Genomic DNA, 21,100 nt, shown 5'->3' on the forward strand with positions numbered 1-21,100 from the left:
GCTCATACGAAAATAATATAACCCTGTGCGGTAATGCGAAAAGCAGCCGCTGACAAAAGGGTCTAAAAAAGTTAGTGAGGCGGGTAGACTCACGGGGGGGTAAGAGTCCACCTCAACCTCACTTTCAACCACAAGGCCGGTGGGATTCGTCTCACCGACCTTTTTTTTATTTTAGGACCCCGGTGCGGGCAGCAACCTGGCTACACGCACCGAGCTAAAAATACAAAGTATTTCTAGGGTCTGACATCCACCTTAATGCGATCATCGCGGTTAGCCAGTTCCCAACTGGTATAAAATACCAGGCGACCGATCTTTTCCATCTTTTCAAAATTGATCTTATCTACCGTATCGCTGGTGCGGTGATAATCCTCGTGCGTACCGTTGAAATAAAAGATCGCCGGAATGCCGCGCTCGGCAAAGTTGTAGTGATCCGACCGGTAATAGTAGCGATTCGGGTCATCTTCGGCGTTGTAGGTATAGTCCAGTTCCAGTTGGGTGTAGCGCGCATTGGCATCTTCATTGATCTGATGCAGTTCGGTGCTCAGCCGGTTGGAACCGATCACGTAGATATAGTCACTGTTGCCTTTTTCTTCGTGCTTGGGATCGACACGTCCCACCATGTCCACATTGACGTTGGCAATGGTGTTCTCCAGCGGGAAGATCGGGTATTCGACGTAGTACTGTGAACCGAGCAGGCCTTTTTCCTCACCGGATACCAGCATGATTAGGACGCTTCGGCGCGGACCCCAGCCTTCGCTTTTAGCCTGGGCAAATGCCTGGGCCACTTCCAGAACTGTGGAGGTGCCGGATCCGTTATCGTCCGCACCGAAGTAGATATCTTCCCCGCGTTTGCCCAGGTGATCGTAGTGAGCGGTGATCACCAGCAGTTCGTCCTTCAGTTCGGGATCCGTACCCTCGATGTAACCGAGTACGTTTTCACCGACCAGACTGCGTACGGATTTCTCCTGACGAAGCCGGAGGTTTACCGGAATGCTAACGCTGCGGAGTTTGCCTTTTTTCTGGATGCGCTTCCGGGCTTTCACCACTTTTTTAAACTCGCCGCTGATCATTTTTTTAGCTACCTCAGAAGAAAGGAAAACGCTATTGGCCAGGTTCCGGTCTTCGGGCAATGACTCTACCATCGCCAGACGACGGTTCAGGATCTCCCTACGCGCATTGCTGACGTTCTGTTTGAAGTCATTGTCGATGATAAAGACCACTTCCACACCGTGTTGTTTGGCTACCTGCAGCTTTTTCTCCAGATTTTCAAACCAGTCCGAAGGGTTAGAGGTGCCGCTGACCAGGTAATTCCCTTTCCGGTCTTTAGGCTCGTCCGGGTAGATCAATATGGCCTTACCCGCTACATCGGTACCCTTATAATCGCTGTAAGCAGGATCATCAATACCGTATCCGAGGAAAGTGACCTCGTCGATATCCTTCCAGTCCCGGCTCTCGTTATCGGCCGGCATGGCGTAGTAATCCCAGAGATGGCGCAGTGGCGTTCCGTCCATTTCCAGGTCGATATTTTCCCAGTTTTCCGCAAAGAAATTGATCTGCTGAAAGTAATTGCCGTCATTACCGATGGCTGGAATACCCAGTTTCTGGAAATACCGGGCAATGTATTCGGCGGCCTTCTTCTGACCGTCCGTACCGGTTTCCCGGCCTTCGAATTCGGTGCTGGCAATGGTGCTCAGGTGCCGCTTCATATCCTGGGCGGTAATCGTCTGAGCGAGTTTGGTAGGCGAGGGAGCATCTTTGGCTCTTTCGGGGACCCGGTCGGAACTCATTTGCGCCGTTAATGCGGGCACAAAGAACAACCAGGCACCGAAAAATGCACTCAAGTATCTTTTCATGTTTAATTCAGTTTGTAAATTAAAAATACCATTTCCGGCTAACTTATTGTCTTAAAGCCTGATTTCTGTCTTTTGCCGAACAAGAGTCAGGCATTTCAAGGAGAGAAAATAGAAGTGGGTATAAGCAGGTCATATCTTTTACCTTTAGCCTAAATACGATCAGCAACTGATCTTACCTACGCGTCGTGCGTGACGTCCGCCCTCAAAGGTACTGTCGAGGAAGGCATCCACGATCTGCAGTGCGGTTTCCTCGGATACAAAGCGTACGGGCAGGGCCAGTGCATTGGCATTATTGTGTTGGCGGGCCAGGGCGGCAATCTCCGGTAGCCAGCAGAGTGCAGCCCGCACGGACTGGTGTTTATTGGCCGTGATCGCCACGCCGTTGCCGCTGCCGCAGAGCAGGATGCCGAGATCCACCTGTTCGGTCTCGACCGCTTTGGCGACGGGGTGGGCAAAATCCGGATAATCTACTGAATCGGCAGAGGGTGCGCCAAAATCCTGTACGCTGATCCCCTTTTGTTCCAGATGGGCAATGATGGCCGCTTTGTAGGGAAAGCCGGCGTGGTCACATCCGATAGCGATATTGTTTACGTTGGGCATGATCGTTTTACGTTGAACTGTAGACAATTAAAAATCGCTGCAAGATAAGGTAATTTGCCAGAGCGTGGGCGGGAATCCCGGAAGGAATGTTTGGATACGGAAGCTGGCTACTTTGAATTCGGACTGTGCCGGGCTATGGTGGCGGACTTCGGGACACTCGCGTGTTTCGTAACGAAAAAAGCCGCAGCCGGTATCTTCCGGCCGCGGCTTTTTTGCACGCTAACGATCGTAACCGACTACACCTTAGTTAATGGTCGTATCGGAAGGATCGATAGAGATCGGCTGGGGTGCCGTATCCTGCGGCGTGTCCAGTACCTGCGGTGTGGCCGGCATATCCGGAGCGTTCACTTCATTAAAGAAGGAAAGACTGCCGAACAGGTTGTTGAGTTCCTGGCGGTAGGCAGAATCTCCCGCCCGGCTCGCTTCGTTGAGCAGGCGCTCCATCACGTTGAAAAAGGCACCGAATTCTCCTTCGTAACTGTTCAGCGTGGCCTGATCCAGCGAGTCGATGTACTCCAGAAAATCGTAAGTACTCTGCGCCAGGATCTCCATATGCGGTTTGGCTTTCTCATACTCGCCGGCCTGGAAGTATACATCCAGCATGGTCAGGGTCCGGTAATCGTAGGGGAAGTTCATCGCCGGGAAAGCTTCGAAATATTGATCGACCAGTTGGATCGCCTGTTCCTTTTTGCCTTCCGCCAGCATAGCAAATGCGCCCCGCCGCATGGCAAACTGCATACTTTGCAGGCTCGGCATATAACTGCGATCTACGTAGGATTCGTGCGTATCGAAATTGCCCCAACGGAATTTTTCAGTAATATTCTCGAAGAGCTTATCCGTCGCTACCCGGCCACTACCCAGCACGCCGTAAACGCGATCGCTCTGGCTGCGGACCGGTACCAGGCGCAGGGCCAGACCTTCCAGTTGCATATAGTCATCCATCCCGAAGAATTTCTCCGGACGGCAGGTAACGGCAAAGTAGATCGGGCGCTCCCAGAGGTTAGACGCCAGGATGTCCAGAATGGCGACATCGTCCTTGATCAGCTGGCTCCGGTTCTGGATATTGATCGGGATCTGAGAAACGATCTGGTTGGCCAGTTCCGGTGGTACAACGTTGTTGGCCAGCACCTCTTCCCTGTTCACATTCATGTAGACCTGATCCGTTTCGTAGAAACCTTCCGCGAAACGTCCGCCTACCAGCGGTACCTGCCGCGGTTGCGCGATCAGCTGCATGAATTGCTGCAGATCAACCGGCCGGTTGGTAAATGGCGTATTGGCGCGATTATTGAAAAATACCTGGGTCCGTTTGTTACCCCGGTAGCCTTCCTGCGGAATGGTCATCTTAATGGCCGGCGAATCATTGACCTTCCGTCGCAGCAGATCAATATACCAGTCGACGGCGATCAGGCTCAGGTTGACCACCCGTACGTCCGTACGAATGCCCTCCACCTCCTGGGCGTACCAAAGTGGATAAGTATCATTATCACCGTAGGTAAATATGATCGCGTTCTCTTCCACCGAATTCAGGAAGTTGGACGCATAATCCCGGGAGGCTTTGTGGTAACGGCGACTGTGGTCGTCGAAATTCTGAAAGCCCATCAGCAGCGGCGCGATCAGCACAATGGCGGCGGCTACCCCGGCGGCTACCGGACCGCTTTGTTTCAGACGGTTCTGCAAGAGCCGGAAGAGGGCTAGTACAGCCATCCCGATCCATATACAATAGGTGAATATGGACCCGACGAGCACATAATCGCGTTCCCTGGGTTCTCGCGGTGGCTGATTGGAATAGATAATAATACCAATACCGGTTATGACGAATAAGGCCAGTAGCCCCAGAGCATCATTACTTCGATTCTTAAAATGGAAGAATATACCTAAGAGCCCGAACAGGAACGGTAGTGCAAAATAGGTGTTGCGGGCTTTATTGTCCAATTGTCGCTCCGGCAGTTCGGCCTGCGGACCCAGTCGGATCGCATCCAGGAACTTAATACCGGTGATCCAGTGGCCGGAAGATTTATCCCAGGGTTCGTATCCCTGTTCTCCGTTCTGGCGCCCCGAGAAGTTCCACATAAAGTAGCGCCAGTACATCCAGCCGAATTGATAACGGAGGAAGAAACTGACGTTATCGATTTGGTTGGGTCGCCCGTCCGGTAATGGCCCGTCGGGATTCAGTCCCATCCACTGTTTATAGTAGCGAGGTCGTCCCTGGGTGCCGTCTCCCATCCGGGGCAACAGCATTTTATCCCGGGAATCGTATTCCACATCGATCTTATAATCGGTTACTGCGTAGCGATCTCCAACCCGTCCGTAGCGATCGGACAGTTCCGTGTTGGACGGGCGGGCGTCGAAATCCGGTCCGTACAACAGGGCGCGTTCACCGTATTGCTCGCGGTTCAGGTAAGGGATCAGTCGCATGGCGTCACTCGGACGGTTCATGTTGATGGGAGGGTCGGCATTGGCCCGAACGACTACCACGCCAATGGTGGAAAAGGCAATGATCAGCAACAGGGCGCTAACGGCCAGGTTCTGTACCAGTGCATTGTTGTTCTTCTGCGCGTAGTATAGCGCATAGTAAAGAATACCGCCGATGATCAGCAGGGTAGGGATCAGTCCGGAATGGAACGGCAGTCCGAGCGTATTGACCGTGAACATTTCCATCCAGCTCCAGAGCGTCGGAATACCAACGATGATAAGCTTCTGCACGGCTGCGATGATCAGTACACCGGCACCGGCAGCCAGGGCGATACCTTTCCAGGTAATGGTCTTATATTTCTTGAAATAGTAGAACATGGCCAGGGCCGGAAAGGTCAGCAAACTCAGCAGGTGAACTCCGGTAGACAAGCCGGCCGCATAGATGGTGAAAAACAACCACCGGTCCGCTTTAGGAGTGTCCGGCAGCGTATACCAGCGGATCATTGACCATAAGGTTAGCGTGGTGAAAAAGGTAGACATGGCGTATACCTCCCCTTCGACTGCGGAAAACCAAACGGAAGTAGCAAAGGCCGTAGAAAGTCCGGCGGCAAGTCCGGCGCCGGCCAGGGCAATATTCTGACCGGTATCGGTCTCTTCATTGCGACCGACGAGGGCGAGTTTGCCGAGCATCATCGTTACCCAGGCGATAAAACCCGCCGCAAAAGCGGAGCAGATCCCGGACATCATGTTGACGGCAAAAGCAATATCTTCGGGGTTATCCGACAGGATTTCGGCCACCCATGTAAAGAGCCGGCCGATGAGCAGAAATAAAGGGGCGCCAGGTGGGTGAACTACCTGTAACTTATTGGCACCCAGGATGAACTCTCCACAATCCCAAAGGCTGCCGGTTCTCTCCGCGGAAAAGAAATATACCGTGAGAGCGATCGCGAAAACCAGCCAGCCGGTTATTTTATAGAGTCTGTTATAAGATCCCATGCAGTTTCATTTAAAAAAAGGAACTGCAAAAGTAATAAAATATTGCCAAGGAATACCCGGTTTGCATTTTGTAAACATTTGATTAACCCTTGCCGGGGGCAAGCCCGGCGGGCACCGGGATGGATCGGCCCGTAAGGCCGTCTGTTTCAACGGATAAGGCACCGGATCGCAGAAAGGAAAAATGCGTCTACCCAGTGCAATTATAAAATGCTTACATTTGCCCGTGTATTGTATTCGAAACGAAAAGCTATGCTTAAATTACTAATTACCGCCGCCATCATCTACGGAATTTATCGATTTTTCATTGCTCCGCCTCCGGCCCTAAATCGCCGGCCCCATCAGGACGAGCTCAACAATCGAGCTACGACCGATCGGAAAACAACCGATGAAGACGGGGAGTACGTCGACTACGAAGAGGTCGATTAGGCCGGGTCTGTACACATTGTTATTTATAAATTCCTTTCCTCCGAAACGGTTTTCAACCAATTCTCAGGTACCTTTCTATTGCCGGGAACCCGGCAGGTCCGTTTCTTATCCTTTTTTTTCCATACCTGTTTCTGACTGATATACATTTCGTTGTATCCGGTTCTGCATGGCTAACGTTCCCGATCCGGAATGGTGTTGCACTGTGCCATTTAAAATGGGCCGAAAACGGGACCTGTTTCTCCGCTACTGTTAAAAAAACAGATGAATTAGGTAAAAAACTAATAGGGTCCGGCCGTTAAATGTCCGTTTTTTGTAAAACCACAACATCTGAGATCCATGTCTACGGGTCTCACCTATTCTCTGTTTCTTTTCTGCTATCCGGTTGACTTTCAATTAGTAACATAAAACAATTTATCATGAGAAAAATCGTAACCAGCGTTTTATTGATTTTCTCAGTTTTGTTTTCCTTCGGTGCTTTTGCTCAGAAAACGGTTTCTGGGTTGGTTACTGATGAAAATGGCGAGGCTCTCATCGGAGTCTTCATTTTAGTGGAAGGCTCACAAACTGGAACCACCACCGAACTGGACGGTACCTACCGGATACCCGGTCTGCAGGCCAGTTCGGTTTTAGTATTTTCCTATGCGGGAAAAGAAACCCAAAGCCGGACGGTAGGCGATGCCAATGAGATCAATGTAGTCCTGACCAGCCTGGTACTGGATGAAGTGGTCGTAACGGCACTCGGTATACCCCGGGAAAAACAATCCCTGGGCTACGGCGTCAGCGAAGTAGAAGGGGAGGAGCTGCAAAAAGTCCCCCAGGAAAACGTACTGAATGCCCTGGCCGGCAAAGTGCCCGGCGTAACGATCAACCAGACTTCCGGTCCGGGATCGTCCGTGTACGTACTCATTCGGGGGATGACCTCCCTCACCACCGACAACCAGCCCCTGTTTGTGGTAGACGGGGTACCTATGTCCAACGGTGTTAATAATATCGTACAGAACGGCGACCGGAACCAGGTAGACTACGGCAACGCCATTTCGGACATCAACCCGGATGATATTCAGAATATCTCCGTATTAAAAGGACCGAGTGCAGCGGCCCTCTACGGCTCCCGCGCGGCGAACGGGGTGATCCTGATCACTACCAAATCAGGCGCCTGGACCAAAGGTTTCCGTGCTTCCTTTTCTACCAATAATGTTTTCGAGACGGCCGGCACCCTGCTGGATTATCACTACCTCTACGCAAACGGAGAGCGGAACGCTGTTCTGGATGAAGGTTCGGCCTACTGGGGAGGTCCGCAGATGGATGTCGGCAACACCGCGATCCAGTGGAACAGCCCGGTAGACGCCAACGGCAGTCCGATCCCGACGGAACTGAAGTCCTACCCGAATAACATGAAGGAATTCCTGCAAACGGGCATCACTTCCAATAATAATATCGCCATTAGTGGTGGTAATGAAAACGGGAATTTCCGCCTGTCCTATTCCAATATGTCGCACCGGGGACTCATTCCCAATTCCGACCTGTACCGGAATTCTTTGAGCACTGGTATCGACTACAAATTGAACAGCAAGCTTACCGTTAGTTCCAATATCAATATCGTGCGCTCCGAATCCAACGACCGGCCCAATACCGGTAACCGGGGAGCCAACCCGCTGCAGGCGGTTTACGTCTGGCCGCACGTGGACATCCGCGATCTGCGGGATTACTGGGTGCCCGGTAAAGAGAATATCGAGCAGTTTCGCCCCAGTACGGAAGGCAACAATCCGTATTTTATCGCCTACGCGCTGACCAATAGTTTTTTGCGGGACCGTTTGTACGGAAATGTAAAAGTCAATTACGACCTGACGCCGGAGATCTCCCTGTTTGTACGCCACTCTCTGGATAAGAGCAATGAGAACCGGGAAACTAAGATCCCCTACAGCTACAGCCGCCACAGCAACGGTGGTTATTACCTGAGTGATCTGGCGTATCAGGAAAGTAATACGGACTTTTTGGCTTCGTACTACAAAACGCTGAGTAAGTTCGATTTCAATGTATCGGTCGGCGGGAACTACATGCGCCGGAAGAATACCAGCAACTGGATCGGCTCCACCAACCGCCGGATCGGTCTGACGGTGCCGGGCCTCTACACCGTAGAGAACATCAACCGGGATAACCTGGGCGTAAATAACAGTCTCGCCGAAAAGGCCATCTATAGTGTCTACGGAATGGCTTCTTTCGGATACGACCACAAACTATACGTGGATATCACCGGACGGAACGACTGGTCCAGCACTCTGCCGGCATCCAACCGCTCCTATTTCTATCCTTCGGTTTCCCTGAGCTGGATACTGAGCGAAACGATAGATCTGCCCTCAGCAGTTTCCCTGTTTAAACTGAGAGCCGGCTGGGCTCAGGTAGGTAACGATACGGATCCTTATCGCCTGGAACCGACTCTGGGTACGGGAAATTACAACGACATTACCACCACCAGTGTGCCGGCTACACTACTGAATCCCAACCTGAAGCCGGAGATCGCTACCTCCACGGAATTCGGTCTGGATTTCAGCCTCTGGAACAATCGCCTGCGCCTGGATGCGACCTATTATATTATGGAAAATGAGAACCAGATCTTTTCCACGGCCTTGCCCCAAAGCTCCGGATATTCCGGAAAGCTGATCAATGCGGGTCTGATCGAGAGCTCCGGCTGGGAGATCAGTCTCGGACTGACGCCGGTTCGGAGAACCAATTTCTCCTGGGATGTCAACTTCAATTTCACCAAGAACAAAACGGTACTGAAAGAATTGACCGAAGGCCGGGATTTCATCGATCTGTGGCAGGATAACAACGGTGGCGCCTTCACCTTCGTAGGGGATGAGATCGGGGATATCTACAGTGCCGGTTACGCCCGGGTAACCGACCCCAACTCTCAGTACTACGGCTGGCCGATACTCGATAACAATGGCGGCTGGCAGGAATTGCCGAGCGACCGTGAGAACCGGATCAAGGTCGGTAACTTCAATCCGGACTTTTTGCTGGGCGCTCAGACTTCTCTGAATTTCAAAAGATTTACGCTTTCCGCCAGCTTCGACTGGAGAAACGGCGGACAGTTCCAGTCCTATACGTATCGCTACGGTGAATCCGACTGGAAGTCGTCCCGGCAACTGGAAAACCTTATCCCGGGCGGCAACATGACCCAGCAGGAACTGATCGATCTGTTGCGGTCCAATCCCGATCAGTACATCATTCCTCAAAACGGTAATTTCCCCCGGGTGGGCGGTCATACGCAGGCTACCGGCGGGTTCTATTACGATGACGGTGGGAACGCCGTGGCCGGATACGACGGTGCCTTCATTCCGGGCGTATTCCAGGTGGCCGGTGCCGATACGCCGGACGATTTCTCGGACGATGTTTACGAAGAGCACCTCTATCCGACGGAAGGCACCTTGCACCCGATCACGGATACCTATCCCTGGGACTTCAACCAGGCGATCACCTTCGATGCTTCTTTCGTGAAGCTGCGGGAACTGTCCCTGGCGTATCAGATCCCAAAATTTGCCGGCTTGCGGAATGCTACGGTAGCGGTGTTCACCCGCAACCTGATCCTGTGGACTAAAGCCAAGGTTGGTATCGATCCCGAAAGAGCATTTGAGGCTAATTCAGGTTCGCAGGGAGATACGCGGATGCAATTCCGTCAGGGGCTGGAGCGGCAGAATATCATGCCCTTCACGAATCCGATCGGCTTCAAGCTTTCATTTGATTTTTAACCGAAAAACCACAGCGAAATGAAAATCTCCATATATATGTACAGGGTATTTTCCCTGTGTTTGATCTTACTGACTTTTTCGGCCTGCGAAAAAGAACTGACCGAGCTGAATCAGAATCCCAACGGGATCGATCCGGCTACGGCCAATCCCAATATGATCATGCCGATCGTACTGGGAGGTGCCGCCCAGAATTATCTCGGACTGGGCTACGGCAACATTGCCGGCGTGGTACAACACACGCAGAAAGATGGCTGGTTTGACGGCCACAACCAATACAACTGGAACGCACAGGACTGGACCGGCTGGTTCGGACTGCTGCGGAATAATAAACTGATGTACGAACGGGCGGTAGAACTCGACTGGGAATTTCACCAGGGCGTGGCGCTGACCATGAAATCCTTCATTTTCGGTGCGATCACCGACCTCTGGGGAGATGCGCCCTATTCGGACGCTCTGCAGGGAGACGAAGGCAGTCTACGCTTCGAATACCCGGTATTCGACAGCCAGGAAACGATCTACAACGGCATCATTGAAGACCTGAAAGCGGCTGCTGCACTTTTCGCGAATGCGGATAATACCGGCATCAACAGTTCCAACGACCTGTATTATAACGGTGATATCAAGAACTGGGAGCGTTTTGCCAATTCGCTCTTGCTGCGGTATTACATGCGCATTTCCGGAAAGAATCCATCTCTGGCCCAATCCGGTATTGAGGCGATCTACCAGACCGGTAACTACCTGCAATCCGCGGACCAGGATGCGACCCTGCCCTACACCGGCCAGGGAAGTGATGTCTGGCCAACGGAATATTCCGGTGATTCCGGAAGTAATTTCAGAAGACTGAAACCCTGCCAGACCCTTATCGATCAACTGACATCCACGGCTGATCCGCGACTGGAGGTCTGGATCGATCCGGTACATTGCCAGTGGGTGGAAGACGAAAGTCTGACGGATGAGGTAGATCCTTTTATCCGGAAAAACGGGGTGATCATGGAAGGCATCGCGGCGATGGAAGATGTAGAGTATATCGATGCGATCGCTCAGGGTGATATTTTCACCCGTCGCTACAATCCGAATCTGACTGCCGCCAGTCTGAACGACGCGGTATACGTAGGATTGCCCGCCGGACTACAGCAACCTTCTTCCTACAACCTGAATCCCACGCCGGGGCAGAGTGTGGAGAACCAGCACGTTTCCCAATTGAGTGAAATGTACCGGGAAGGCGGCGGCGACCTGCTGCGGGCCCGCCTCATTTCTGCGGCCGAAGTTCATTTCATTCTGGCCGAAGCGGCGCTGAACGGCTGGTCCGTGGGTGACGCAGCGGCGCATTACCAGAACGGTGTAAAAGCCTCTCTGGAAACCTGGGAAGTTGGCGATCAATACGACGACTTCATCGCCAATGTAAGCTTTGACGGTACGCTGGAGCAGATCATTCAGCAGAAATGGGTAGCGAGCTGGACCGCCGCCACCGAAGCCTGGTTTGATTTTCGCAGAACGGGCCTGCCCGCGCTGACGGCCGGCCCGGCGGCCGCCCAACCAGTATTGCCCGTACGGTTCAACTACGGGACCGACGAATTGAATAATAATGAAACGAATGCTCTGGAAGCGGTAAGCCGCCTGGAAATAACGGATTACTCCGGAGCACGCGGAAAAGATAGCCAGTGGTCGAAGCCGTGGTTGCTGCAAGGCACCGGCAAACCCTGGTAAGCGGATTTATACTGACCGGAGTGTTTTCGGATTTTCCCGAAGCACATTGCGACCAGTAGAAACGGACATTAATGTTGTGGTAAATAGCATAATAGTCGAGGTGGTGAATTTTCACCACCTCTTTTTTTATGCCTGGAAAGATCAATGATCGTGGCCGTGCTCGTGGTCATGATCGTGATTCGGTGACCAGACCTCATTGTTGTCCAGCATGCCGGCGCGTTCATCGAGAAAGCGCGGCTGGGTCCAGGCGTAGAAGGTCTCGAATTGCCCGTCCGCCAGTTGGCGGGTAAAGCTGACCTTTCCCCGGACGTAACCTCCCTCGTAATCGATCGGGAAATCAATCTGAAGATCCGTGCTGGTATGCAGTAAAGCCCCACCATCTCCAAAGAATTCTACCTTGAATCCGGTAGTGCCTTCTGTCGTTTTTTTACCGATGATATAGGGCGATTCCATGGCCTGGCGGGTCCAGTTGGTATCGATCTGGATGACGTAGCGATCCGCACTGTGGTGCACCTCGGCCAGCATGACGCCGTTGGTAGCGTAAAAATTCCCGCGGGCCATGGCCTGGGTGATCGCATCCGGCGTAAGCTCTCCTTCACTGTCGACCATTACCCAGCCGCGACCGGGATTGGAGACATCTTCCGACCAGGTCTGGAACTGGTGGGCATCATCCGAGGACACGCCCAGGATGAGCATACCCGATGTGAGCAGGCTGTCCCATTTTGCTTCTACCGCAATGTGTTGCTCATTACCGAAATTGTATACCGCCGGATGGCCGTTGTACAATTCGAACAGATGCAGGCGCTTCACCGGACGGATATCACCGACCTGAGCGCCGGAAACGAAATTCGGATGATTGAGAATCGGTAATCCTCCGGCGTGTAATACGCTGTCGGTATGCTGTTGAATGACGGAAGTTTTAGTTTCCGGCGGCAGATTTGGATCGTCGGCTGACAGACTGGCGTCGTAGGGATAGCTCGGCTGCCCCTCTACGTAGTGCTGCACATTCATCCCAGTGGTGTGAATGGCCTGACGGCCGGTAACTTCTTCGCCGGGCACCAGGATGAAATCCGTTCGATGACCGGCCGGCAGGTTGACGCTGTCCGGATCGATGAAGTTGTTGTGCTCACTCAGGATGAGGAAATTGTAATCGCGCTCCAGGTACCAGAGCGCTACGCTGTCCGGTGAGGTGTCGGCATGGCCGCACACTACCGTGTGGGCGTGGGTGTTGCCCTTGAACCATACGGTCGGTTCTTCTTCGGCCATTTCCGGTTGGGAGGAACAGGCAAAGAAGAGGGCAGGAATGAGGAAAAAATAAAGCTTTTTCATGGTCTGATTTGATACTGTTTTAGGCGGAATACGTCGCTAAACGAATGATTGGCAGGAAAAACTTCCTGCTTTATTTCTTCTTTTTGCCTTGCCGCTTTTCATTCCTTTGTTTGTAGGCTTTGAACCGGTTCTGGTAAGCCTGTATTTCTTCTTCGGTGAGCCGCTGCTGGTAGCGGGGCGGCAGCTCGATGCGCTCCGCCATCCCTGCCGGAGCGAGATCAAAGAACAGATTATTACCGTTTTTCTTTTTCCGGAGTTCGAAAGCATCGTAAAGCTGGTCGTCTACCGTGTAGGCTTCGAAACGCAACAGATCGCCATCTACCTTGATCAACTGATAAAGCTGGGTGTTGGAAGCGCCGCGTTGCATCCAGTCGTCGAGACCCAGTGTATACATTTTAGGACCGCTGACACTGACCACGTAAATGGGGCCGTCCAGAGAATTCTTTTCCGTTTTGCCGATCGGCAAGTTGGTGCCGCGACCGTAGGTATGATCGTGTCCCTGCAGGACCAGATCCACTTTATAGTCTTCAAAAATGGGCTGCAGCTCTTTTTTCAGAATTTCGTTGTTCCGTCCGGCAGCCGTGGAATAGATGGGGTGGTGCATCGTGACCACCGTCCATTTCTGATCGTTTTCTTCCAGTACCCGTTTGAGCCATTCCGCCTGTGCGGCCGTATGCTCGGGTGATTCGTCGAACATCGGTGAATTCAGGGAAATGATCCGCACATCCTGGTAATCGATGTAGTAAACGGTTTCCTCGTATCCTTCCGGACCGTTTTCCGGTAGCGTAAAGGACGGTTTCCAGTGTTCGGTGAGGGTATACATGCCTTCCGAATTATTGTAGTATTCGTGGTTACCCGGAGTGGCCACGCTGGGCATGGTACCGTAGATCCAGCCGCCGGCGTAGAACCATTCTCCCCATTCCTGGTCCCGGTTGCGGGAGTTGATGAGGTCGCCGGCGTGCAACAGGAAGTCCGCTTTCGGCAGTTGACTGTAAGCGCCCCGGATGGTTCTCGACCAAAGCGATTTAACACTGTTCTGAGCGTCGCCGAAATAGATGAAGGACATGGGCGCCGCGGTGGTATCCGCCGTATCGAAATGGGCCCATTCACTCCAGTGGGTGCTATCACCGACCCGGTAGGCGTATTTGGTATCCGGCCGGAGACTATCCATGACCGCCGAATAGAAATTGGCCGCGTTCAGATCGGTGGTATAAGTGGTTTTAGTTGCCGGAAATACGCGAACGGAATCCAGTAGATCGGGAGAAGGATCGGCTTCGGCAACCTGCACGAATCCCCGCTTTACAAAGACGGCATTACGCCAGGTAACGGCCATGCTTTCCGTCGGATTTTCCGTCAGGTTAAGAATGATGCGGTCGGGAACGACCGAAGGTGGATAATAATCCCGGTCCTGCGCCGAAAGGGTAATACCGAAACATACCAACAGGAAGGATAAAGTGAATGACGATTTCATATAGTATGGTTAATTTATTCCACAAATTAAAAATAAAGATCGGGTCCTATACCTAGTAGGACGGCAGGCGCTGTCGGCCCCATTAATTTTGTTGTTGTGGTAAAACAGACTATATGTGAGTCGGCCTCAAGTTAAGGCATTCTGAATGATCCATAATCATCATAGCCGGAATTTCGGTCCGGCCTGCGGATAGAAAGAGATCCCTCAGGGATGCAGGCCCCGACTGCGCAAAAGATCGATCAGTTCCCGGGGGTTGTCCGTCTGCACCACGTTAGCGCCGAAACGCAGTAGCGAATCCAGGGCATTTTGTTCTCCGGTAGTGCCGATCGCCCGGTCAATCCCGCCAAGGGCATTGATCCAGATGCGGGCGCGGTTTTCCCGGATGAGGCGCACCGTTTCCCGGTCGTAAAAAGAAAAATCAATATGGACGATCTCCGGAGAAAATGCGGTGATGGCGGAATCCGCCATTTCGTATGAATAGGCTCTCGGCATCAGCAGAAGTCCGGGGTCTTCTGCCTGGATATAGTGCAGCGCCTCATAATCACTGTCAAAAAATACCAGTTGGCGTTCTGTGCCGGTGGCTTTGGCCACCGCCAGTATAGGGGCCAGCTGATCCGTTTTCAGATCTACATCGATCAGGACTTTTTTCTTACTGAGCCGCAACGCTTCCTCGAAAGTAGGGATCAGTTGATCGGTGGTGTCTCCCTGGTGAATAAGACGCAGTTGCCGGAGTTCCTGTAGGGTGTATTCCGGTACCCGGCCCGATCCGGTAGTGGTCCGGTCGATGGTGCGATCGTGCATGAGTACGGGAATACCGTCTTTGGTCACCTGAACGTCTAGTTCAATGATATCTACACCCAGATCGATCGCGTGCTGTATGGCGGGAAGGGAATTTTCGGGATGGATCTGGTGCGCAGCCCGGTGAGCGGCCACCAGTACCTGCGTGGCGTTTTCGTCGAGAAAAGTCTTTCGCAATACTCCGGCCGGGGTATTACAGGCAAAGCATACGGCAAGGCCGCAGATGAAGGTAAGGAAAAGGCGGTTGTTCATGAATTGTTCCAGGTGTCAGCGGGGCCGGCCGACGCTGACCCCATTCGTTCGCGTATGCCGCCAAGGTGTAAACAATTCTTCGGAATCACCGCCTCTTCCGGATTATTTTTTTATTAAAAATCCTGGATAAAGGCTCGTCTTTACTGCTGTTCGATGAGGTTCAGCATTTTGATGGTGGCCTTGATGGCCGCGAGCGCCTGGTCCGAATCCAGACCATTGGTCTTAAACTGGCGTCCTTCCATTTCCCAGGTGATGACCGTATGGCAGAGGGCATCCGTTTTTCCACCGGGCGGAATACTCACGGCGTAGTCGATCAGTTGCGGATACGGTTTTTTCAAATGATCGTAGATCCGGTGGAGGGCATTCATAAAGGCATCGTACTGCCCGTCGCCGGAAGCCGTTTCTTCGTACACCCGTCCTTCGATCTCGATGCTGAGCGTCGCTACCGAACGCAGCCCGGCGGCCACACTGAGCGAGTAATTCCGGATCTTAATGTGCTGCTCGATGCTGCCGTTATTGAGCACATCGGAAATGATGTAGGGCAGATCCTCTTTGGTGACCATTTCTTTGCGATCCCCCAGCTCATTGATCCGGCGGGTAAGTTTTTTCATGGATTCCACATCCAGCTCGATGCCCAGTTCTTCCAGGTTCTTCTTGATACTTGCTTTTCCGGCCAGCTTACCCAGCGCGTAGGTGCGCTTACGGTTGAAGCGTTCCGGTTGCAGGGCGTTGTGGTAGAGGTTGGCTTTGTTGTCCCCGTCGGCATGGATACCGCTGGTCTGCGTGAAAACGAATTCGCCGATCAGGGGTTTGTTGGCCGGAATGCGCACGCCGGAAAAGGATTCGATCATTTTACAGACTGAATACAGTTTCTTCTCGTCTACGTTCATCGTGTAGCCCAGGTGATCTTTCGCTACCCCAACCACGCTGGAAAGCGGCACATTACCGGCTCTTTCACCCAATCCGTTGAGGGTGGTGTGGATGCCGTTGATGCCGGCTTTCAGGGCCGCGTAGACGTTAGCGGTAGCCAGGTCGTAATCGTTGTGGGCGTGGAAGTCAAAATGCAGGTCCGGGAACTGGTCGCGCATCTTTTTGCAAAAGTCAAAGCTTTCATCGGGATTTAGGATCCCGAGCGTATCCGGCAACATGAAGCGATTGACATTTTCCGTCCGGAGCCCTTCGATGATCTGAAAAACATAATCCATCGAATCCCGCATGCCGTTCGACCAGTCTTCCAGGTAAATATTAACGATGATGCCCATTTGCCGGGCGGAGGCCAGTACTTCCCGGATATCGGAGAGGTGTTCTTCCGCCGATTTGCGAAGTTGCTGTTCGCAGTGTTTGCGCGAGCCTTTGCACAGCAGATTGATCACCCGGCCTCCGGCTTCTTCGATCCAGCGCAGAGAGCGATCTCCGTCGACAAAGCCCAGAATTTCCAGTTGGTCCAGGTAGCCGTTTTTGGCGGCCCAGTCCGTAATTTTCTTCACAGCTCTGAATTCTCCGGCCGAAACGTGGGCCGAAGCTATTTCTAAACGGTCTACACCCAGCTCTTCGAGGAGCAGGTGAGCGATCTGTAGTTTTTCACTTTCGGTAAAGGATACGCCGGAGGTCTGTTCGCCGTCCCGCAGAGTGGTATCCATGATGGTCACTTGCATAAGTTCATCGATTTGGCGGCAAATCTGGTTGGGCGGGGGCAGGTGTGGAGTTGGGTGCCGGTAGCGACTCTGGTGAAGTCGTTTTACAGTCTCCGGCAAAATGATCTCCTTCCGTTTCCCGAATCAATGCGTTGTCAGGGGGCGGTAAACGGTCGCCGGGCGGCGGCGATATCGAACGGTCGTTTCTCCTTTTGCCCTGCGTTTAGCGAACCACCTGAGTTAGAAGCGCAAAGATAACAATGGTTTAGCAAAATTGGTGAGAATGGACAGCTAACTGACAATTTCCGGCAAATTAACTTTGCCTTAAGTGGGCAGTAACAAAATTTAGGAGAGCATTTCTACGGGAGTATGGGAAAAACATCTATTTTCACCTCCCACTCAAATCATGATTAATGGGAAACTCTACTCAGGGAAAAACCTTTTTCGGCCATCCGCCGGGTTTATTCACACTATTTTTTACGGAAATGTGGGAACGGTTCAGCTACTACGGTATGCGGGCTATTCTCATCCTGTTTATGACGGCAAGTATTGCCGATCAGAACGGCGGACTGGGCCTGGACGCATCTAATGCTGCGGCCATTTACGGTTTGTACACTGCGAGCGTTTACCTGCTCACCCTGCCCGGCGGCTGGCTGGCCGATAACATATTCGGACAGCGAAAAGCCATCTGGTACGGCGGTATCGTGATCATGCTGGGGCACATCTCGCTGGCCATACCCGGTAGTACTACTTTTTTCCTGGGACTGGGACTGGTAGCCATCGGAACGGGTTTGCTGAAAGCGAATATCAGTACCATTGTCGGTGACCTTTATCCCGAAGGCGGTGCCCGCCGCGATGCCGGTTTCTCTTTATTTTACATGGGTATCAACATCGGTTCTTTTGCGGGCCAGATGGTAGTTGGTTATCTCGGGGAATCCGTCGACTGGCACTACGGCTTCGGCGCCGCAGCGGTGGGTATGTTCCTGGGGCTGATCATGTTCCGGCTAACGGAAAACAAATACCTGAAAGAGGTAGGCACGACGCCCAAGGCGAAGGAAGCCCTGGCGGAGAGTGGGGAATCTGGCAATAGCTCGATGTTGGCCCTGGGCCTGGTTGGAGTTCTGGTTGCCTTTATCCTGATCCTGCAGTTTACCGGAGTGATCAATATGAATTCCATCGTCGGTGTCGCGGAGGGCATGGGGTACATCATTGTAGCCATTGCGGCTCTATACTTTGCCTACGTACTGATTGCCGGTGGTTTGAATAAAGCGGAAAAATTACGGGTGGTGGTGATCATCTTCCTGTTTATCGGTGCGGCACTATTCTGGGCCGGATTTGAGCAGGCCGGATCTTCACTCAATCTTTTTGCCGAAAGGCATACGGATCGGTTCTTTGGTCCGGCGGGACTTCCCGCTATCGTCGCCTGGCTGGTTGGTGCGGCGCTGTTGTTGGGGCTGGGATATTACTGGAACGAATATATCCGTAAACGGGATGATCTGATCGATGTGTTGAAAGTTATCACTGCGGTGGTAGTGGTCGGCCTGGCCCTGTTCGGCTGGTGGATCGTAGACAGTATCAGCGGTGGCTGGGAAATGCCGGCCAGTTGGTTACAGTCGGTCAACCCCTTATTCATTATTATCCTGGCTCCCGTATTCGGTGCACTCTGGGTAAAACTGGCGGCCCGCAATATGAACCCGGCGGCGCCCTTCAAATTTGGCTTCGGCCTGATCTGTCTGGGCCTTGGATTCCTGGTCATGGTCTTTGCGGCCCGCCTGGTCGTTGCCGATCTGCCGGAAACGGCGCGGGTATCTACCTTGTGGCTGGTGATGACCTACCTGCTGCATACTACCGGAGAATTGACCCTGAGTCCGGTAGGTCTGAGTATGACCACGAAACTGGCGCCTAAGAAATTTGCCGGACAAATGATGGGTATCTGGTTTATCGGGGCCGCCCTGGGGAACCTGATCGCCGGATTGTTTGCCGGTAACTTCGATGAGGACAATGCGGCGCAAATGCCGGATCTGTTCATGAGCGTCGTGATGACGAGCGTGGGCGCGGGGATCCTGTTCCTGGTGATGAGCCCGTGGATCAAGCGCTGGATGGGTGATGTGGAATAATATAAGGGAGCAGCTCGGTAATTGAGTACTACAAAAAAGGAAAGATCCGTCGGCGCCCGGTTGAAGAACCGGTAAGGGGCGGACGAAATTTGATACTATGATACCGGATCGCACCGCCGGGATGAGGGCGGTCATCCAAAGATGACAACAAAACACAGCTTATGGAAAAATTTGGTGGCTCGGCCGTAAATCAGAAAATGATCTTGGGGCATCCCGTGGGACTGTTTGTGCTCTTCTTCACGGAAATGTGGGAGCGATTCAGTTACTACGGAATGCGTGCACTGCTGGTGATCTTTTTGACTTCTTCGCTGCTGGATGGCGGCTGGGAATGGTCGCGGGCGGATGCTTTGGGATTGTACGGAACGTATACCATGATGGTGTACTTCACGCCCATAATCGGTGGGTTTCTGGCCGACCGGTATCTGGGATACCGGAATTCGGTAGCTCTGGGTGCGTTCATCATGACGCTGGGGCACGCCTGTATGGCTGTGGAAACGCCCGTATTCCTCTACGCCGGTTTGGCTTTTCTGGTGTTGGGTAACGGATTTTTCAAACCGAATATCACTTCCATTATCAGTGAGATCTATAAAGGCCATTCTGAGAAAAAGGACGGTGCTTACACCATTTTTTACATGGGGGTGAACGCCGGGGCTTTCCTCGGGATCATGCTCTGCGGATACATCGGTGAGAAAGTAGGCTGGAGCTGGGGCTTTGGCCTGGCGGGTATCTTCATGTTCTTTGGCATGTTGCAGTTCTGGTTTGCCCAAAAGGTATTCGGTAAGATCGGTCTGACGCCTAAACAGCAGGCCGTTTACGAGCAGCCGGAAGATGAAGTGGTGGAAGCAGACCCGGAGCCGGTACCGGCCAAAGTACAGCGGGACCGCTTCATCGTGATCGGTATCTTCGCTTTCTTCACGATCTTTTTCTGGGCGGCGTTCGAACAGGCCGGCGGGTCGATGACCATTTTTGCCCGGGACTATACCGATCGTATCCTGACGGGTACTTCGGCGAACACCTACAAGATCATCGATACGCTGCTGACCATCGGCCCATTGGTGGTGATCACCTGGGTACTGGCCAAGCTGTTCTCTAAACTTTTCGAACACTATCCACTGTCTAATATTGCGCTGGGTACCAGTTTCCTCATCATCTGGGGGATCGTCATCTGGAAGGTACAACGGGAGTGGGCTGCGGAGACTACAGAAGTGGCGGCCACCTGGTTCGGCATTTTAAACTCCTTCTTTATTATCACCTTTGCGCCGCTTTTCTCCCGGATCTGGGAAAGTAAATACAATCCTCCGGGATCGGTGAAATTCGGAATGGGACTGGTGCTGCTCGGTATCGGTTTCGGCGCACTGGCCTACGGTTCCATGAGTATTCCGCAGGGGGCACAAACCGCATCGGTGAGTATGTTGTGGCTGATCCTGGCTTACCTGTTCCATACCCTCGGCGAACTTTGCCTGTCGCCCGTAGGTCTCTCGTATGTGAGTAAACTGGCACCGGCAAAACTGATCGGTCTGATGTTTGGTCTCTGGTACATCGCCATCGGTATGGGTAATAAACTGGCCGGCTCCATCGGTGGATTGATCGATCAGATCAGTCAGGCGTATTCTTTATCGACCTTCTTCCTGATCTTTACCCTGATCCCGATCTGTGCCGGTATATTACTGGTGGCCCTTACGCCCATCATTAAGAAACTGATGCACGGCATAGAATAACCTGAGTGTGAAAGTTCTGATGTTTGCATGTGTGAACG

The 21,100-nt window shown here is 52.6% G+C and carries 12 protein-coding genes; 5 read left to right on the forward strand and 7 right to left on the reverse strand.

Going from position 1 to position 21,100, the window contains the following annotated elements:
- Positions 1–233: 233 nt before the first annotated feature.
- The 3 genes from CRP01_RS15720 to CRP01_RS15730 all read right to left on the reverse strand — a co-directional run bounded on the left by CRP01_RS15720 (position 234) and on the right by CRP01_RS15730 (position 5,861).
- On the reverse strand, positions 234–1,853 hold the full coding sequence (locus CRP01_RS15720) for a M28 family peptidase (RefSeq protein WP_233752689.1): 1,620 nt from the start codon (positions 1,851–1,853) through the stop codon (positions 234–236).
- Between the two features lie 159 nt (positions 1,854–2,012).
- A complete protein-coding gene (gene rpiB / locus CRP01_RS15725; protein WP_099151025.1) occupies positions 2,013–2,453 on the reverse strand; it encodes a ribose 5-phosphate isomerase B in 441 nt (146 codons plus the stop codon).
- Positions 2,454–2,696: 243 nt separating this feature from the next.
- A complete protein-coding gene (locus CRP01_RS15730; protein ID WP_099151026.1) occupies positions 2,697–5,861 on the reverse strand; it encodes a glycosyltransferase family 117 protein in 3,165 nt (1,054 codons plus the stop codon).
- A gap of 249 nt (positions 5,862–6,110) precedes the next feature.
- Here CRP01_RS15730 and CRP01_RS42305 point away from each other — a divergent pair, with 249 nt between their 5' ends.
- The 3 genes from CRP01_RS42305 to CRP01_RS15740 all read left to right on the forward strand — a co-directional run bounded on the left by CRP01_RS42305 (position 6,111) and on the right by CRP01_RS15740 (position 11,743).
- Positions 6,111–6,287: a hypothetical protein gene (locus tag CRP01_RS42305; RefSeq protein ID WP_170110389.1), complete on the forward strand. Its 177-nt coding sequence runs from the start codon at positions 6,111–6,113 to the stop codon at positions 6,285–6,287.
- A gap of 416 nt (positions 6,288–6,703) precedes the next feature.
- Positions 6,704–10,036 (forward strand): SusC/RagA family TonB-linked outer membrane protein, encoded by a 3,333-nt coding sequence (locus tag CRP01_RS15735; RefSeq protein ID WP_099151027.1) that lies wholly within the window; start codon positions 6,704–6,706, stop codon positions 10,034–10,036.
- An 18-nt stretch (positions 10,037–10,054) separates the two neighbouring features.
- On the forward strand, positions 10,055–11,743 hold the full coding sequence (locus CRP01_RS15740) for a SusD/RagB family nutrient-binding outer membrane lipoprotein (RefSeq protein ID WP_099151028.1): 1,689 nt from the start codon (positions 10,055–10,057) through the stop codon (positions 11,741–11,743).
- Positions 11,744–11,884: 141 nt separating this feature from the next.
- Here the strand turns inward: CRP01_RS15740 and CRP01_RS15745 are convergent, their stop codons facing one another.
- The 4 genes from CRP01_RS15745 to CRP01_RS15760 form a co-directional block, all read right to left on the reverse strand.
- Positions 11,885–13,072 carry a CehA/McbA family metallohydrolase gene (locus CRP01_RS15745; protein ID WP_099151029.1) on the reverse strand — a complete coding sequence of 396 codons (1,188 nt, stop codon included), beginning with the start codon at positions 13,070–13,072 and terminating at the stop codon, positions 11,885–11,887.
- A gap of 70 nt (positions 13,073–13,142) precedes the next feature.
- Positions 13,143–14,543, reverse strand: coding sequence for a purple acid phosphatase family protein (locus CRP01_RS15750; protein ID WP_099151030.1), 1,401 nt, complete (start codon positions 14,541–14,543; stop codon positions 13,143–13,145).
- Between the two features lie 204 nt (positions 14,544–14,747).
- Positions 14,748–15,593 carry a glycerophosphodiester phosphodiesterase family protein gene (locus CRP01_RS15755; RefSeq protein ID WP_099151031.1) on the reverse strand — a complete coding sequence of 282 codons (846 nt, stop codon included), beginning with the start codon at positions 15,591–15,593 and terminating at the stop codon, positions 14,748–14,750.
- A 140-nt stretch (positions 15,594–15,733) separates the two neighbouring features.
- Positions 15,734–17,248, reverse strand: coding sequence for an alpha-isopropylmalate synthase regulatory domain-containing protein (locus CRP01_RS15760; protein ID WP_222845746.1), 1,515 nt, complete (start codon positions 17,246–17,248; stop codon positions 15,734–15,736).
- Between the two features lie 392 nt (positions 17,249–17,640).
- On the opposite strand from CRP01_RS15760, the gene CRP01_RS15765 reads away from it, so the two are divergent.
- Positions 17,641–19,344 (forward strand): peptide MFS transporter, encoded by a 1,704-nt coding sequence (locus CRP01_RS15765; protein ID WP_099151032.1) that lies wholly within the window; start codon positions 17,641–17,643, stop codon positions 19,342–19,344.
- Positions 19,345–19,505: 161 nt separating this feature from the next.
- Positions 19,506–21,062, forward strand: coding sequence for a peptide MFS transporter (locus CRP01_RS15770; protein ID WP_099151033.1), 1,557 nt, complete (start codon positions 19,506–19,508; stop codon positions 21,060–21,062).
- Positions 21,063–21,100: the final 38 nt, after the last annotated feature.

The organism is Flavilitoribacter nigricans DSM 23189 = NBRC 102662, assembly GCF_002646595.1.
Taxonomy (GTDB): Bacteria; Bacteroidota; Bacteroidia; order Chitinophagales; family Saprospiraceae; genus Flavilitoribacter; species Flavilitoribacter nigricans.